The organism is Parablautia sp. Marseille-Q6255, assembly GCF_951230155.1.
Taxonomy (GTDB): domain Bacteria; phylum Bacillota; class Clostridia; order Lachnospirales; family Lachnospiraceae; genus Choladousia.
In genome coordinates, this window is the sequence record NZ_CATNVD010000018.1 from 65,606 (window position 1) to 79,405 (window position 13,800).

24 protein-coding genes are annotated in these 13,800 nt (G+C 46.4%); 2 read left to right on the forward strand and 22 right to left on the reverse strand.

What is annotated here, in order from left to right; genetic code table 11:
- From rplO to QOX44_RS14575, 22 genes are all read right to left on the reverse strand, one after another.
- Entirely contained in the window at positions 1 to 441 is a 441-nt protein-coding gene (gene rplO / locus QOX44_RS14470) for a 50S ribosomal protein L15 (protein ID WP_283684102.1), read from the reverse strand.
- 28 nt (positions 442 to 469) lie between these two features.
- Positions 470 to 652, reverse strand: a complete 183-nt coding sequence (rpmD, locus tag QOX44_RS14475) for a 50S ribosomal protein L30 (protein ID WP_176850147.1) — start codon at positions 650 to 652, stop codon at positions 470 to 472.
- 12 nt (positions 653 to 664) lie between these two features.
- Positions 665 to 1,174: a 30S ribosomal protein S5 gene (gene rpsE / locus QOX44_RS14480; protein WP_176850149.1), complete on the reverse strand. Its 510-nt coding sequence runs from the start codon at positions 1,172 to 1,174 to the stop codon at positions 665 to 667.
- A gap of 17 nt (positions 1,175 to 1,191) precedes the next feature.
- Positions 1,192 to 1,560 carry a 50S ribosomal protein L18 gene (gene rplR / locus QOX44_RS14485; protein WP_283684105.1) on the reverse strand — a complete coding sequence of 123 codons (369 nt, stop codon included), beginning with the start codon at positions 1,558 to 1,560 and terminating at the stop codon, positions 1,192 to 1,194.
- 18 nt (positions 1,561 to 1,578) lie between these two features.
- The gene (gene rplF, locus QOX44_RS14490) at positions 1,579 to 2,118 is read right to left on the reverse strand and encodes a 50S ribosomal protein L6 (protein WP_283684107.1); all 540 of its coding nucleotides are present in this window, start codon (positions 2,116 to 2,118) and stop codon (positions 1,579 to 1,581) included.
- Positions 2,119 to 2,433: 315 nt separating this feature from the next.
- Positions 2,434 to 2,835: a 30S ribosomal protein S8 gene (gene rpsH / locus QOX44_RS14495; RefSeq protein WP_176850154.1), complete on the reverse strand. Its 402-nt coding sequence runs from the start codon at positions 2,833 to 2,835 to the stop codon at positions 2,434 to 2,436.
- Positions 2,836 to 3,111: 276 nt separating this feature from the next.
- Positions 3,112 to 3,297 carry a type Z 30S ribosomal protein S14 gene (locus QOX44_RS14500; protein ID WP_176850156.1) on the reverse strand — a complete coding sequence of 62 codons (186 nt, stop codon included), beginning with the start codon at positions 3,295 to 3,297 and terminating at the stop codon, positions 3,112 to 3,114.
- A 15-nt stretch (positions 3,298 to 3,312) separates the two neighbouring features.
- Positions 3,313 to 3,852 (reverse strand): 50S ribosomal protein L5, encoded by a 540-nt coding sequence (rplE, locus tag QOX44_RS14505; protein ID WP_176850158.1) that lies wholly within the window; start codon positions 3,850 to 3,852, stop codon positions 3,313 to 3,315.
- Between the two features lie 22 nt (positions 3,853 to 3,874).
- Complete coding sequence (gene rplX, locus QOX44_RS14510) at positions 3,875 to 4,174, reverse strand: 50S ribosomal protein L24 (protein ID WP_283684112.1); 300 nt, start codon at positions 4,172 to 4,174, stop codon at positions 3,875 to 3,877.
- Positions 4,175 to 4,188: 14 nt separating this feature from the next.
- Complete coding sequence (gene rplN / locus QOX44_RS14515) at positions 4,189 to 4,557, reverse strand: 50S ribosomal protein L14 (RefSeq protein ID WP_283684114.1); 369 nt, start codon at positions 4,555 to 4,557, stop codon at positions 4,189 to 4,191.
- A 17-nt stretch (positions 4,558 to 4,574) separates the two neighbouring features.
- Positions 4,575 to 4,829, reverse strand: a complete 255-nt coding sequence (gene rpsQ / locus QOX44_RS14520; protein ID WP_176850165.1) for a 30S ribosomal protein S17 — start codon at positions 4,827 to 4,829, stop codon at positions 4,575 to 4,577.
- Positions 4,830 to 4,864: 35 nt separating this feature from the next.
- Positions 4,865 to 5,068, reverse strand: a complete 204-nt coding sequence (gene rpmC / locus QOX44_RS14525) for a 50S ribosomal protein L29 (RefSeq protein WP_120392493.1) — start codon at positions 5,066 to 5,068, stop codon at positions 4,865 to 4,867.
- On the reverse strand, positions 5,058 to 5,495 hold the full coding sequence (gene rplP / locus QOX44_RS14530; protein WP_283684117.1) for a 50S ribosomal protein L16: 438 nt from the start codon (positions 5,493 to 5,495) through the stop codon (positions 5,058 to 5,060). Before rplP ends, rpmC begins: the two co-directional genes overlap by 11 nt.
- A gap of 2 nt (positions 5,496 to 5,497) precedes the next feature.
- A complete protein-coding gene (gene rpsC, locus QOX44_RS14535) occupies positions 5,498 to 6,148 on the reverse strand; it encodes a 30S ribosomal protein S3 (protein ID WP_283684119.1) in 651 nt (216 codons plus the stop codon).
- Positions 6,149 to 6,159: 11 nt separating this feature from the next.
- Entirely contained in the window at positions 6,160 to 6,546 is a 387-nt protein-coding gene (gene rplV / locus QOX44_RS14540) for a 50S ribosomal protein L22 (RefSeq protein ID WP_283684121.1), read from the reverse strand.
- A gap of 94 nt (positions 6,547 to 6,640) precedes the next feature.
- Positions 6,641 to 6,922, reverse strand: a complete 282-nt coding sequence (rpsS, locus tag QOX44_RS14545; protein ID WP_176851695.1) for a 30S ribosomal protein S19 — start codon at positions 6,920 to 6,922, stop codon at positions 6,641 to 6,643.
- 26 nt (positions 6,923 to 6,948) lie between these two features.
- Positions 6,949 to 7,791 (reverse strand): 50S ribosomal protein L2, encoded by an 843-nt coding sequence (gene rplB / locus QOX44_RS14550; RefSeq protein WP_283684122.1) that lies wholly within the window; start codon positions 7,789 to 7,791, stop codon positions 6,949 to 6,951.
- Between the two features lie 120 nt (positions 7,792 to 7,911).
- Positions 7,912 to 8,211, reverse strand: coding sequence for a 50S ribosomal protein L23 (gene rplW / locus QOX44_RS14555; RefSeq protein WP_283684126.1), 300 nt, complete (start codon positions 8,209 to 8,211; stop codon positions 7,912 to 7,914).
- A complete protein-coding gene (rplD, locus tag QOX44_RS14560) occupies positions 8,211 to 8,831 on the reverse strand; it encodes a 50S ribosomal protein L4 (protein WP_283684127.1) in 621 nt (206 codons plus the stop codon). Before rplD ends, rplW begins: the two co-directional genes overlap by 1 nt.
- Positions 8,832 to 8,861: 30 nt before the next feature.
- On the reverse strand, positions 8,862 to 9,497 hold the full coding sequence (gene rplC / locus QOX44_RS14565; protein ID WP_283684128.1) for a 50S ribosomal protein L3: 636 nt from the start codon (positions 9,495 to 9,497) through the stop codon (positions 8,862 to 8,864).
- Between the two features lie 134 nt (positions 9,498 to 9,631).
- Complete coding sequence (rpsJ, locus tag QOX44_RS14570; RefSeq protein ID WP_176851700.1) at positions 9,632 to 9,949, reverse strand: 30S ribosomal protein S10; 318 nt, start codon at positions 9,947 to 9,949, stop codon at positions 9,632 to 9,634.
- Positions 9,950 to 10,336: 387 nt separating this feature from the next.
- Entirely contained in the window at positions 10,337 to 11,182 is an 846-nt protein-coding gene (locus QOX44_RS14575; RefSeq protein ID WP_283684130.1) for a helix-turn-helix transcriptional regulator, read from the reverse strand.
- 312 nt (positions 11,183 to 11,494) lie between these two features.
- Between QOX44_RS14575 and QOX44_RS14580 the strand changes: the two genes are divergently transcribed.
- Positions 11,495 to 12,817 (forward strand): carbohydrate ABC transporter substrate-binding protein, encoded by a 1,323-nt coding sequence (locus tag QOX44_RS14580; RefSeq protein WP_283684131.1) that lies wholly within the window; start codon positions 11,495 to 11,497, stop codon positions 12,815 to 12,817.
- A gap of 86 nt (positions 12,818 to 12,903) precedes the next feature.
- Entirely contained in the window at positions 12,904 to 13,794 is an 891-nt protein-coding gene (locus QOX44_RS14585; RefSeq protein WP_283684132.1) for a carbohydrate ABC transporter permease, read from the forward strand.
- The last annotated feature ends 6 nt before the right edge of the window (positions 13,795 to 13,800 follow it).

The following is a 13,800-nucleotide window of genomic DNA, read 5'->3' on the forward strand; positions in this document are numbered from 1 at the left end:
TTAGATCACCTCTGCTTTTCCACCGAGCTCTTCGATTTTTGCTTTTGCGCTTGCGCTGTATGCGTTAACCTTTACGTTAAGCTTCTTTGTCAGAGTACCGTTTCCGAGTACCTTAACACCGTCTTTTGCACTCTTGATGATGCGCTTCTCGAGCAGAGCCTCGATCGTAACGTCAGCATCATTGTCGAATACTTCCAGTGCGCTGATATTGATAGCTTCGATGTCCAGAGTGTTTCTGTTTGTGAAGCCTCTCTTCGGAATACGTCTGTATAAAGGCATCTGTCCACCTTCGAAGCCGATTCTCGGTGCTCCTGAACGTGCTTTCTGACCTTTATGTCCCTTACCGGCTGTCTTGCCGTTTCCTGAACCGTGTCCGCGTCCTCTTCTGAAGTTATCACTCTGTACAGAGCCAGCTGCCGGCTTTAAGTTTGATAAATCCATGATGACACCTCCTTATCCAAATAATCTATTATGCTTCTTCTACTTTTACGAGATGAGAAACCTGAGCGATCATGCCCTTAACTGCATCATTGTTCGGCATCTCTACCGTCTTGTGCATCTTTGTAAGACCAAGAGCCTTCACTGTTGCACGGTGCTTCGGAATCGCACCGATCGGTGATTTTACTAATGTGATTTTCAATGTATCTGCCATTGTTCAAACCTCCTAGCCTAAAATCTCTTCTACAGATTTTCCACGGAGTCTTGCAACCTCTTCCGGGGATTTCATCTGCTTCAGAGCTTCCAGTGTTGCAAGAACAACGTTCTGCTTGTTGTTAGATCCCAGTGACTTTGTACGGATATTCTTGATACCAGCAAGCTCCAGTACGTTACGTGCCGGACCACCAGCGATAACTCCAGTACCCTGCGGAGCTCTCTTCAGAAGTACGGAAGCACCTCCGAATTTTCCGATAAAGTCATGCGGAACACTTGCATTGTCATCCATTGCAATATAAATCAGTTTCTTCATAGCGTCTTCTTTACCCTTACGGATCGCCTCCGGAATCTCCGTTGCCTTTCCAAGTCCGGCGCCCACGTGTCCGTTGCCGTCACCAACAACTACCAGAGCTGTAAAACGCATGGTACGTCCACCCTTTACAGTCTTAGATACACGCTTGATAGACACTACCTTATCAGTCAGTTCGAACTGAGTCGGATCAATAATCTCATGTCTCATGTGTCTTTTCCTCCTTCTTAGAATTCCAGTCCAGCTTCTCTCGCAGCCTCAGCCAGTGCTTTTACCTTGCCCTGGTAGATGAATCCGCCTCTGTCGAAAACAACCTCTTTGATTCCCTTCTCCAGTGCCTTCTCTGCGATTACTTTTCCAAGATAAGCTGCTGCATCAACGTTGTTGGTCTTCTCCAGTTCTGCCTTTACATCTTTCTGAAGTGTACTTGCAGCTACCAGAGTGTTTCCAACGGAGTCATCAATAATCTGTGCGTACATATGATTATTGCTTCTGAACACAGCAAGACGCGGTCTTTCAGCAGTGCCGCTGAAACGATTACGAATTCTTTTATGCTTATTCAAACGAACTTTAGTTCTTGATTCTTTGCTAACCATTCTTCACACTCTCCTTACTTATTTTTTACCGGTCTTACCAACCTTACGTCTGATCACCTCATCAGCATACTTGATACCCTTGCCCTTATACGGCTCCGGTTTTCTCTTTTCTCTGATTTCGGCAGCGTACTGGCCAACCTTCTCTTTGCTGATACCTGAAACAACGATCTTGTTTCCATCAACCTTTGTCTCGATTCCCTCTGGATCCTCCATCTCTACCGGATGAGAATATCCAAGAGCCAGCGTCAGCTTCTTACCGCTCTTCTGAGCTCTGTAACCAACACCATTTACCTCAAGTGTCTTTGTATAGCCTTCACTTACGCCAACGATCATGTTATGGATCAGTGTTCTTGTAAGTCCGTGGAGAGATTTCATTCTCTTCAGATCGTTCGGTCTTGTAACTACTACGTGACCATCTTCGATCTTAATTTCCATTTCCTGCGGGAGCTCTCTTACAAGTGTTCCCTTTGAACCTTTTACGGTAACCTTGTTACCCTCGGCAATCTCTACAGTAACGCCTGCCGGGATTGCTACTGGCATTCTTCCAATACGTGACATGCCTTTTTCCTCCTTACTTAGATTTTCGGAGCGACACTGGCGGTCGCTCTGTTTTCAGTATAACAGTCCAGTCATGCGACAAAACAGGAAAGCAGGCTGCGCAAGTTTACTTGCAGCAGACTGGTGACTGTTTTGTGGATGGGCGGGACGCCCAGTGAGTCACAGACGAAAGCTGCTGTGCAGCGGACAACTCGCAACGCGAGCGGTCTGTGACCTGCATGACACGACATGCTTGCTTAATACGGGTAGCCGGGTATGTTCGGGCTTTTACACCAGACTCGCTACGCTTCGCCAAGTGTTCAATGCCAACGGGGCCTACCAAACGAACGCCAGAACCTCGCCGCCGACCTGAAGCTTTCTAGCTTCTTTATCTGTGATAACGCCCTGGTTTGTAGACAGGATTGCGATACCCAGTCCGCCAAGTACCTTCGGAAGATTGTCCTTGCCTGCGTATACACGAAGACCCGGTTTGGAGATCTTCTTCAGACCTGTGATGATTTTCTCATTCTTATCAGCACCGTATTTCAGTGTGATGTGGATGGTCTTGAATACGCCATCCTCTACCAGATCATATTTCTTGATGTACCCCTCATCCAGAAGAATGTTTGCGATAGCAATCTTCATCTTGGAAGCTGGTACGTCTACAGTGTCATGCTTTGCTGTGTTTGCATTACGGATACGCGTAAGCATATCTGCGATCGGATCGCTCATTGTCATGATAGTTTCCTCCTAATAATTCAGACTTTTCACGTCATTTATATATTTGCTATTTATTACCTTTTGGGGGCTGAATACCCGTTTCCTAAAAAACGGGTATGTTCGCTCAACTAAACTCATGCTGCACCTTGCGGCTTGCATTCGTTAGGTCAAGGAAGTTCGATTCACTAAGCTCTGGCGTCGCCTTACGGCTCGCCAATCGCTAAGTTCCTTCGAACGACCTTCGCACTAAATTCATGCTGCGCCTTGCGGCTTGCATTCATTAAGTGCTCTAGGTCACCAGCTGGCTTTCTTTACACCCGGGATCTGACCCTTGTAAGCCAGCTCACGGAAGCATACACGGCAGATGCCGTATTTTCTCAGTACAGAGTGCGGACGTCCGCAGATTCTGCAGCGTGTATATTCTCTTGTGGAGAATTTCTGTTTGCGCTGCTGTTTGATTTTCATTGCTGTCTTTGCCATGAAATTTCCCTCCTGTTATTTCGCAAACGGCATGTTGAACAGTCTCAGTAACTCACGTGCCTCTTCGTCTGTCTTTGCTGTTGTAACGAAGATAACATCCATACCTCTTACCTTGTCGATCTTGTCGTACTCGATCTCCGGGAAGATGAGCTGCTCTTTGATACCAAGTGCATAGTTACCTCTGCCGTCGAAAGCATTCGGGTTAACACCTCTGAAGTCACGTACACGCGGCAGCGCCAGATTGATCAGGCGGTCTACGAAGTCATACATCTTCTCGCCACGCAGTGTTGTCTTACATCCGATCGCCATACCTTCTCTGATCTTGAAGTTAGCAACGGAATTTTTTGCCTTTGTGAGAACTGCCTTCTGGCCGGTAATTGTCTCCATATCCTTTACAGCAGATTCCAGAACCTTAGCATTGTCCTTAGCCTCACCAACACCCATGTTGATGACAACCTTGTCAAGCTTCGGCACTTCCATAATATTCTTATATCCAAATTTTTTGATCATAGCATCTACGATCTCATTCTGATAAACTTCTTTCAGTCTACTCAACTTGTGCGACCTCCTCTCTCAATTAGTCAATCACTTCGCCTGTAGCCTTTGCTACGCGGACTTTCTTGTCTCCCTCTACCTTGAAACCAACGCGTGTCGGCTGTCCTTTGTGAAGGAGCATAACGTTGGAAGCATCAATAAAGGACTCTTTGTTTACGATGCCGCCCTGCTGGTTTGCTGCTGACGGTTTTGTGTGCTTTGTCACCATGCCGATCCCCTCAACGAGAACCTTGCCGTCCTTTACGTGCAGAACCTTGCCGTCTTTTCCTTTATCCTTACCTGCGATCACCTTTACTGTATCGCCCGTTTTGATCTTCTGCATTCCTGTGGCCCTCCTTATAATACTTCCGGAGCCAAAGATACGATCTTCATAAACTTCTTATCACGAAGCTCTCTGGCTACTGGTCCAAAAATACGAGTTCCTCTCGGATTCAGATCATCCTTGATGATAACTGCTGCGTTCTCATCAAATCTGATGTATGAACCGTCTTTACGGCGAACGCCTTTTACTGTACGAACTACGACAGCCTTTACAACATCGCCCTTTTTAACAACACCACCTGGCGTTGCATCTTTAACAGAAGCAACGATGATATCGCCAATACCTGCATATCTTCTTGTAGAACCGCCCATAACACGGATGCAGAGAAGCTCCTTCGCACCAGTATTATCAGCAACTCTCAGTCTGGTTTCCTGCTGTACCATGCCGATATACCTCCTAATTATTTAACCTTTTCTACGATCTCGACAAGTCTCCATCTCTTGTCCTTAGACAGCGGTCTTGTCTCCATAACTTTTACTGTATCTCCGATATTGCATTCGTTGTTCTCATCATGAGCTTTCAGCTTGTAAGTTCTCTTTACGATCTTTTTGTAAAGCGGATGTCTTACGTGGTCTTCTACTGCAACAACGATCGTTTTATCCATTTTGTCACTGACAACCTTACCCGTACGGGTTTTTCTAAGATTTCTCTCCACGGAAAATTCTCCTTTCTTTCAACCTGAGCTGCGATTTAGGCGTTTGCCTTCTCTGTGATAACTGTCTGAATTCTGGCGATGTTCTTGCGAACCTCTTTGATTCTGCTTGTGTTATCGAGCTGGTTTGTTGCGTTCTGGAATCTCAGATTGAAAAGTTCCTTCTTAGCAGCTACTAATTCTTCATTTAATTCTGCAGCTGATTTGTTCTTTAAATCTTCCACATACTTATTAATTTTCACTGTTATCACCGCCTTCTAAGTCTGCACGAGAAACGATTTTACATTTACAAGGTAACTTGTGCATAGCAAGACGCAATGCTTCACGAGCAACTTCTTCAGGAACTCCTGCAAGCTCGAACATTACACGACCTGGTTTTACAACTGCTACCCAGTACTCCAGCGTTCCTTTACCGGAACCCATACGTGTTTCTGCTGGTTTCGCTGTTACTGGTTTATCCGGGAAAATCTTGATCCAGACTTTACCGCCACGCTTGATATAACGTGTCATCGCAATACGGGCTGCCTCGATCTGGTTGGATCTGATCCAGCACGGCTCTGTAGCCACAAGACCGAATTCACCGTAAGAAATTGTATTTCCTCTTAACGCTTTTCCTTTCATGGAACCGCGGAACTGTTTACGACGTTTTACTCTCTTCGGCATTAACATAATTATTTATCGCTCCCTTCTTTTTTAGATGGAAGTACCTCGCCCTTATAGATCCAAACCTTTACGCCAACCTTGCCGTAAGTTGTATCTGCCTCTGCGAAGCCGTAGTCGATATCTGCTCTCAGTGTCTGAAGCGGAATAGTTCCTTCGCTGTAGAACTCTGTACGTGCCATATCAGCGCCGCCGAGACGTCCAGATACAGAAGTCTTGATACCAAGCACGCCTGCCTTCATGGATCTGCTCATTGTAGATTTCATAGCACGACGGAAGGAAACACGGTTCTCAAGCTGTGCTGCAATGTTCTCTGCAACGAGCTGAGCGTCCTTATCCGGTCTCTTGATCTCTTTAATATCAACGATCAGTTTCTTGTCAATGAATTTCTGAAGCTCTGCTTTGAGCTTTTCGATCTCTGCACCGCCCTTACCGATCACAACGCCCGGCTTAGCTGTGTAGATGATCACCTTAACACGATCAGATGCTCTTTCGATTTCAATCTTGGAGACACCTGCGCTGTATAATTTCTTCTTCAGGAATGTTCTGATCTCGTGATCCTGTACGAGGCAGTCTGCGAAATCAGCTTCTGCATACCATCTGGAATCCCAGTCTTTAATTACGCCAACTCTAAGACCGTGTGGATTAACTTTCTGTCCCATGATTGTCCTCCTTATTTCTCATTAAGCACGATTGTGATGTGGCTCATTCTCTTTTCGATTCTGTAAGCCCTTCCCTGTGCTCTCGGTCTGACTCTCTTCATTGTCGGTCCCTTGTTTGCGTAGCACTCCTCTACGTACAGGTTCTCAACATTCATTCCGTTATTATTCTCAGCGTTTGCGATAGCTGATTTTAATAATTTTGCGATCAGTTCAGAAGCGTATCTCGGGTTGTATGTTACAATACCGAGTGCTGTCTGTACATCTTTACCTCTGATGGCATCCAAAACGTAACATGCCTTCTGAACAGAAACACGTGCATATGATAACTTAGCTGACGGTCTCGTATCCTTCTGAGCATTTCTCTCTCTCTTGATCTGGGATCTATGTCCTTTAGCCATTGGATGTAGCCTCCTTTCAAATTTTACACCGCGAAGGTTTCCCCGGTACCCGCCTGGCAGGTACCGCCTCCGCTTCACATCAATTCCGCGCGGATTATCTTACGCCGGATCTCTTCTCATCTTTTCCATGTCCTCTGTATGTTCTGGTTGCTACGAACTCTCCGAGCTTGTGTCCAACCATATCCTCTGTGATATATACCGGAACATGCTTTCTTCCGTCATGAACGGCGATCGTATGACCTACGAACTGCGGGAAAATTGTGGAGCGACGTGACCACGTCTTGATTACCTGCTTATTTCCTGCTGCGTTCATGGCATCTACTTTTTTCAGTAAGCTTTCGTCAGCGAAAGGTCCTTTTTTCAGTGAACGAGCCATTGGTTACCTCCTTATATATTCAAACATTAGTTGATCGCTTTTCCGTCTCTTCTTCTTACAATCAGCTTGTTAGAAGCTTTCTTCTTCGCTCTTGTCTTCAAGCCGAGTGCCGGTTTGCCCCACGGTGTGCATGGACCTGGACGTCCGATGCCGGCCTTACCTTCACCACCACCATGCGGATGGTCGTTCGGGTTCATTACAGAACCGCGGACAGTCGGGCGGATACCCATGTGACGTTTTCTACCAGCCTTACCGATGTTGATCAGGTTGTGCTCTGCGTTTCCTACTACACCAACTGTAGCACGGCAGTTGAGCGGAACCATTCTCATCTCACCGGACGGAAGTCTCAGTGTTGCGTACTTTCCTTCCTTAGCCATCAACTGTGCGCCGTTACCAGCGGAACGAACCATCTGTCCGCCGTGTCCGGCATAAAGCTCGATGTTGTGTACCATAGTACCAACCGGGATCTCGGAGAGCGGCAGGCAGTTTCCGATACGTACTTCTGCTTCCGGTCCGTTCATGACCTTCATGCCCACCTTGAGTCCCTGCGGAGCAAGGATGTAAGCCTTCTGACCGTCTGCGTAGCAGATCAGTGCGATGTTGGCTGTTCTGTTCGGATCGTATTCGATACCGATTACTGTTGCCGGGATACCATCTTTATTTCTCTTGAAATCGATGATTCTGTATTTCTTTCTGGAACCGCCTCCGCGGTGTCTTACTGTGATCTTACCCTGGTTGTTACGACCAGACTGCTTCTGCAGAGATACCAGAAGAGATTTCTCCGGCGTGCTCTTTGTGATCTCAGAGAAATCAGAGCCCGTCATGTGTCTTCTGGAAGGTGTATATGGGTTATATGTCTTAATTCCCATGATGTTTCTCCTTTCGATATTAGTTATCCTACTTCGCAGTAGATATGCCCCGTCGAGCAGGACGGGTGGGTTCGCTCAGCTAAGGCTCACCCTTCGCCTTTGGCTCGGCTTCGCCAAGTCTTACAGGCCCTCGAAAATCTCGATATCCTTGCTGTCCTCTGTAAGAGTTACAACAGCTTTCTTTGTCTTTGCTGTCTTGCCAACTACCAGACCGCGTCTTCTGTTCTTTCCATCAAGGTTCATTGTGTTCACACTCTTAACCTTTGTTCCTTCGAACATTTTCTGAACAGCTTCTTTGATCTGATTCTTTGTTGCATCTGTATGAACAAGGAATGTGTATTTTTTCTCTGCCATAGCATTCATGCTCTTCTCTGTAACCACCGGTTTCAGAATGACATCATAGTACTTAATATCTGCCATTATGCATACACCTCCTCAATTGCTTCTACAGCAGCTTTTGTTGTCACTACTGTGTTGTATTTCAGGATGTCAAATACATTGATCGTATTTGTCAGGGCTGTTCTTACTCCCTCAAGGTTTCTTGCGGAGAGAACTACGTTCTGATCATTGTCAGCCAGAACTACGAGCGCCTTATTTACGTTCAGTGCATCGAGAACTGCCTTCATGTTCTTTGTCTTGATCTCGCCGAACTTCAGCTCGTCAAGAACGATGAACTTGTTCTCCTGTACTCTGGATGTCAGTGCAGACTTCAGAGCCAGTCTCTTCTCTTTCTTATTCATACGGAAAGAGTAATCTCTCGGTGTCGGAGCAAATACTACTCCACCGCCTGTCCACTGCGGAGCTCTTGTTGAACCCTGTCTTGCATGACCAGTTCCTTTCTGTCTCCACGGTTTTCTTCCGCCGCCGGAAACTTCAGAACGTGTCTTTGCTTTCTGTGTTCCCTGACGCTTATTTGCAAGCTGGTTCACAACTGCCATGTGTACGAGATGCTCATTGATCTCCACACCAAACACTGAATCATTCAGCTCCATTGTGCCAACTTCTTTGCCTTCCATATTGTAAACAGCTACGTTTGCCATGTGTGTCTTCCTCCTTTCCTGCATTCAGGCTTATTTGCCGGACTTCACTGTTGACTTGATCGTTACAAGTGCTTTCTTCGGTCCCGGAACAGCGCCCTTTACTAAAATAAGATTGTTCTGCGCATCTACGCGGATCACTTCAAGATTCTGAACTGTGATCTGCTTTGCACCCATATGTCCCGGCATCTTCTTGCCCTTGAATACCTTGCTCGGGTCAGATGCGGAACCGTTGGAACCTGCATGACGATGATACTTGGAACCATGTGTCATCGGTCCTCTGTGCTGTCCGTGTCTCTTGATCGCACCCTGGAAACCTTTACCCTTTGAAATCGCTGTAGCATCGATCTTCTCGCCTGCTGCGAAGACATCAGCCTTGATCTCCTGAGCTACCTCGTAGCTCTCTGCGTCATCGAGTCTGAACTCTCTTACATATCTCTTGTAAGAAACGCCTGCTTTGTCGAAAGAGCCCTTCTGCGGCTTTGCAACCAGCTTTTCTCTCTTATCAACAAAACCAACCTGTACTGCACTGTAACCGTCATTCTCAACTGTCTTAACCTGTGTTACTACACACGGTCCAGCCTGAAGAACAGTTACCGGAGTGAGAACTCCGTCATCACTGAAGATTTGAGTCATTCCGACTTTTGTTGCTAAAATCGCTTTCTTCATTCCTTTACCTCCTGTTTTTCTACAGCGGATCACCGCATGGTGATCATCCTAGTGAACAGAGAATGATATAAGTGGAACTAACGTTGCTTCTATATCAACCTGATAGGATTTGCTTCTGATTTAGTGGGTGATGCTTATTTCTGCTTCATCTTGATGTCGATGTAGACACCAGCCGGCATTTCCAGTCTGGACAGTGCATCAACTGTCTTCTGGGTCGGTGTAATGATATCGATCAGTCTCTTGTGTGTTCTCTGCTCGAACTGCTCTCTGGAATCTTTGTACTTGTGTACTGCACGAAGGATTGTAACTACCTCTTTCTTCGTCGGAAGCGGTACTGGTCCGCTCACCTGTGATCCGTTTTTCTTTACAGTTTCGATAATTTTCTTTGCAGATGCATCAACAAGCTGATGATCATACGCCTTCAATGTAATTCTCATTACCTGACTTGCCATAAAAAAAGTCGCCTCCTTTTCGCACTTTGTTTCAGTACGACAAGCGGTGACTGTACACTCTCCCGTGCGTATCATCAATCTACACGGTGTCCGATTGCTTTGGACCATTAAAATTTTGTACAGTGACTTGTCGCCAGTTTTATAACTTGACATTCGCTCCACGGAAAACCTGCAGTTCTAAAGCTGCAGCAACCTCGCGCTTCTACGCTATCAATGTCACAACGCCAATATTATAAAGGAAAGCTCCCGCAAGCGCAAGAGCTCTTCCGGAAAAATATTGTATTTTTTTCAGTACATTCTCCGAAACAGGAATATCTCTTCTCTTCCCCGGAAGACAGAGAGGATTGTAAGCGGCCAGCCGGCAGCTCCTGATGCTTTATGTTTTCTTTATGTTTTCTTTTTGTTCTCCTCACGCTGCTTCCTGCGGTATGCGGCCGCAGTCATCCCGTATGTTTTCCGAAAGCACTGCGCAAAATAACTCGGCGAAGAGAATCCGGAAAGCTGGGCAATCTCTGCTATGCTGTAATCCGCCGTTTTCAGAAGATCGCAGCTCATCTGCAGACGCCGCATGGACAGATAGCTCATAGGCGACTGCCCATAAAATTTTGTAAACGCATGGACAAAATAGTATTTGTTCAGGTGCGCCATCTGCGCCAGAGAATCCAGTGTGATATCTTCCTGATAGTTGGAATCAATATAGCGCTTCATCCTGCTGCACTCTCTGCTCGCATCCCTCGATACGATCTGCTCTGCTCCCGAACCGATCAGGCGGTTCAGATACAGGCACAAAAGCTCGGCGAGATTCTGGCAGACTCTCTGATAGCCGGCAGCCTCGCCTTCTACCTCTTTTAAAATTGTGTCAAAATACATTCCGACCGGATAGGGGACAGATGTACAGTCCAGCATAAAGTGCTCCTCTCTGGCCCCGAAGGAGAAACGCATCTGTTCCATCCCCAAAGCGATATACTCAAGCGGTGCACTCCCTTCCAGGGATACCTCTGTGTGCTCTACGTCAGGATTTATGATGATCAGATCGCCCCTTATAATAGGAAACTCTATTTCTTCAATAACAAATTTTCCTTTTCCTGATTTCACGTAAAACAGCTCCGCAAACCGATGGGTATGCCGGATGCTCTTCCACTCGCCCTCATACACAGAGTACGTCACATAGGTCAAAATCCCGGCCCTTGGTCCCGCTTCCTCTCCGGTTATCTGATATTTGCGTATACCCATATAATAGCATCTCCATTTAGTAATCTTGCTTTGCCCAAATGATAATTTTATTTTACCAGAGCCTTTTCATGGTTACAATATAAAATTTCTGTCAAAACCATCTTTTCTTTTTGTATATTTTGAAGAATAAACGATTCTCCATTTCGGCATATATGATATATCTTTGTCGAAATAAATCGGTTTTTTTCTGCATGAGAGCAAGATTTCTAAATTTTAGAACAATATACAGCTTGAAAACTTCGGCAGAACTATGTATGATAGAGACAGAAACAAAAGTTGTTTGAGCGTTTTTCAATCAAAAGGAGGACAAGTATGAAAGCAAAAAAAATCACCAGTTTGTTACTGACAGCTTCCATGGCTGCTGGTCTTGCAACAGGAATGGCTGTTCCGGCATCTGCTGAGGAAGAGCAGACTCTGAAGGTTGCAGTTGTGGAGACTGCATACGGACAGGATATGTGGAAAAATGTCTGTGCAAAATTCGAAGAAGCAAACCCGGGCGTAACAGTTGAGCTTACGATCGACAAGAAGCTGGAAGATATCATCACTCCGGCAATGAAATCTGGCGATTATCCGGACGTGATCATGCGTGCAGTCGGATCAGAATCTGCTCTGACAGAGACATTTGTAAAGGACAACAACGTTGAGGAAATGACAGATGTACTCGAGATGACAGTTCCGGGCGAGGACGTGACTGTAAAAGAAAAAATCCTTCCGGGATTCGTTGAGAACTCCATCACAAATCCGTACGGCGACGGCAAGACTTATCTGATGCCGATGTTCTACGGACCATGCGGACTTTTCTACAACAAGGGTCTCTTTGAAGAAAAGGGCTGGGATGTACCGACAACATGGGATGAGATGTGGACACTGGGCGATACAGCCGCTGAAGAAGGAATCGCACTGTTCACCTATCCGACAGCCGGATACTTCGACGCATTCTTCTATGCACTGCTTCATGAAGCAGCAGGCAACGACACTTTCCAGGAAGCTCTGAAATACGGCGAGGGCGTATGGGATACAGAGGGCGCTCAGGCTGCATTTGATATCATCGAAAAGCTTGCTTCCTACACAGAAAAAACAACACCGGCAAATGCAAACGACAATGACTTCCGCAAGAACCAGCAGCTCATCCTTGACAACAAGGCTCTGTTCATGCCGAACGGAAACTGGGTAATCGGCGAGATGGCTGACGCTCCGAGAGCAGATGGCTTCGAGTGGGGCTTCACAGCACTTCCGGCAGTGACAGAAGGCGGCGAGAGAGCTTCCTACACATTCTTCGAGCAGGTTTGGATGCCGAAGGGAGCTGTAAACAAAGATCTTGGAAAGCAGTTCATCGCTTACCTGTACTCTGATGAGGCAGCTACTATCTTCGCTGAAGACGGCGGAGCGATCCAGCCGATCCAGGGAATGGCTGACAAGCTTGAGGGTGACGCAAAGATCTACTACTCCATCTACGATGACGGCGCAGTTGCTGTTATGGATGCATTCGCAACGACAGATCCGGTAGAGGGCGTAACAGTTCGTACTACATTCTTTGACCCGATCAACTCTCTTGTAAGTGGAGATAAGACAAAAGACGAATGGGTTGAGCAGATTAAGAAAGACAGCGATGCACTTCGCGCAGCTCTGAAATAATCCTATTCCCATATCTATAAGATGAAGAATGAAAACGGACGGTGTTACCACCGTCCGTTTTTCGGAATCAGAGAGGAGAAAATGTTATGACAAAGAAAAAGGGAAGGAGCCGTTTTATTTTCTGTTGCCTGGCTCCCGCAGCAATTCTCTTTATTATTTTTATGATCATCCCCACCATCGATGTATTTCGGATGTCCCTGTACAAATGGGGCGGCTATACTGCCGAAAAAACGTTCGTGGGACTTAAAAATTTCGTTACCCTGTTCCAGAGCGACCGCTTCTATCAGGCGTTCCAGAACAGTATTCTTCTGATCGTTCTTGTGACGATCGTGACCTTTGCCCTCGCGATCATCTTTGCCGCAGTCCTTACACGCGAAAAACTCAAAGGGCAGACCTTCTTCCGGGTTGTGTTTTATATCCCGAATATTCTTTCTGTAGTTGTCATCAGTGCGATCTTCTCCGCGATCTACGATCCGACTCAGGGTCTTCTCAATTCTTTTTTGAACCTGTTTCGCAATGCGGATGAGCCGATCCTGTGGCTGGGCAGTCAGAAGCTGGTTATCTACAGTATCGTCATCGCTATGGTATGGCAGGCGATCGGTTATTACATGGTCATGTACATGGCCAGTATGGCAAATATCCCGGAAAGCCTCTACGAATCAGCCAAGCTGGAAGGAGCCGGACGACTGACACAGTTCTTCTCCATCACGCTTCCGCTGATCTGGACAAATATCAGGACAACGCTCACCTTCTTCGTCATCAGTACGATCAACATGAGCTTCCTGTTTGTAAAAGCGATGACAAACGGCGGTCCGGACGGAGCTTCCAGCGTCTTCCTGAGCTATATGTATCAGGAGGCTTACACGAACTCCTCCTACGGATATGGTATGGCGATCGGCGTTACAGTATTCCTGTTCTCATTCGCCCTTGCCGCTGTATTAAACGCTGCAACCAAACGTGATGAAATCGAATTTTAAGGAGGA

Coding starts and splice junctions, on each gene's coding strand:
- rplD (WP_283684127.1), bottom strand. CDS start 8,831: ATGGCAAACGTAGCTGTTTACAATATGGAAGGCAAAGAAGTTGGCACA.
- rplW (WP_283684126.1), bottom strand. CDS start 8,211: ATGGCAGATATTAAGTACTATGATGTCATTCTGAAACCGGTGGTTACA.
- rpsS (WP_176851695.1), bottom strand. CDS start 6,922: ATGGCTCGTTCACTGAAAAAAGGACCTTTCGCTGACGAAAGCTTACTG.
- rplP (WP_283684117.1), bottom strand. CDS start 5,495: ATGTTAATGCCGAAGAGAGTAAAACGTCGTAAACAGTTCCGCGGTTCC.
- rpsE (WP_176850149.1), bottom strand. CDS start 1,174: ATGAGACATGAGATTATTGATCCGACTCAGTTCGAACTGACTGATAAG.
- rplR (WP_283684105.1), bottom strand. CDS start 1,560: ATGGTTAGCAAAGAATCAAGAACTAAAGTTCGTTTGAATAAGCATAAA.
- rpmD (WP_176850147.1), bottom strand. CDS start 652: ATGGCAGATACATTGAAAATCACATTAGTAAAATCACCGATCGGTGCG.
- rpsJ (WP_176851700.1), bottom strand. CDS start 9,949: ATGGCAAGTCAGGTAATGAGAATTACATTGAAGGCGTATGATCATCAG.
- rplO (WP_283684102.1), bottom strand. CDS start 441: ATGGATTTATCAAACTTAAAGCCGGCAGCTGGCTCTGTACAGAGTGAT.
- rplB (WP_283684122.1), bottom strand. CDS start 7,791: ATGGGAATTAAGACATATAACCCATATACACCTTCCAGAAGACACATG.
- QOX44_RS14575 (WP_283684130.1), bottom strand. CDS start 11,182: ATGGGTATACGCAAATATCAGATAACCGGAGAGGAAGCGGGACCAAGG.
- rplF (WP_283684107.1), bottom strand. CDS start 2,118: ATGTCACGTATTGGAAGAATGCCAGTAGCAATCCCGGCAGGCGTTACT.
- rplN (WP_283684114.1), bottom strand. CDS start 4,557: ATGGTACAGCAGGAAACCAGACTGAGAGTTGCTGATAATACTGGTGCG.
- rplV (WP_283684121.1), bottom strand. CDS start 6,546: ATGGCTAAAGGACATAGATCCCAGATCAAGAGAGAGAGAAATGCTCAG.
- rplX (WP_283684112.1), bottom strand. CDS start 4,174: ATGCAGAAGATCAAAACGGGCGATACAGTAAAGGTGATCGCAGGTAAG.
- QOX44_RS14500 (WP_176850156.1), bottom strand. CDS start 3,297: ATGGCAAAGACAGCAATGAAAATCAAACAGCAGCGCAAACAGAAATTC.
- rpsH (WP_176850154.1), bottom strand. CDS start 2,835: ATGACAATGAGCGATCCGATCGCAGATATGCTTACGCGTATCCGTAAT.
- QOX44_RS14585 (WP_283684132.1), top strand. CDS start 12,904: ATGACAAAGAAAAAGGGAAGGAGCCGTTTTATTTTCTGTTGCCTGGCT.
- QOX44_RS14580 (WP_283684131.1), top strand. CDS start 11,495: ATGAAAGCAAAAAAAATCACCAGTTTGTTACTGACAGCTTCCATGGCT.
- rplC (WP_283684128.1), bottom strand. CDS start 9,497: ATGAAGAAAGCGATTTTAGCAACAAAAGTCGGAATGACTCAAATCTTC.
- rpsC (WP_283684119.1), bottom strand. CDS start 6,148: ATGGGACAGAAAGTTAATCCACACGGTCTTAGAGTTGGCGTAATTAAA.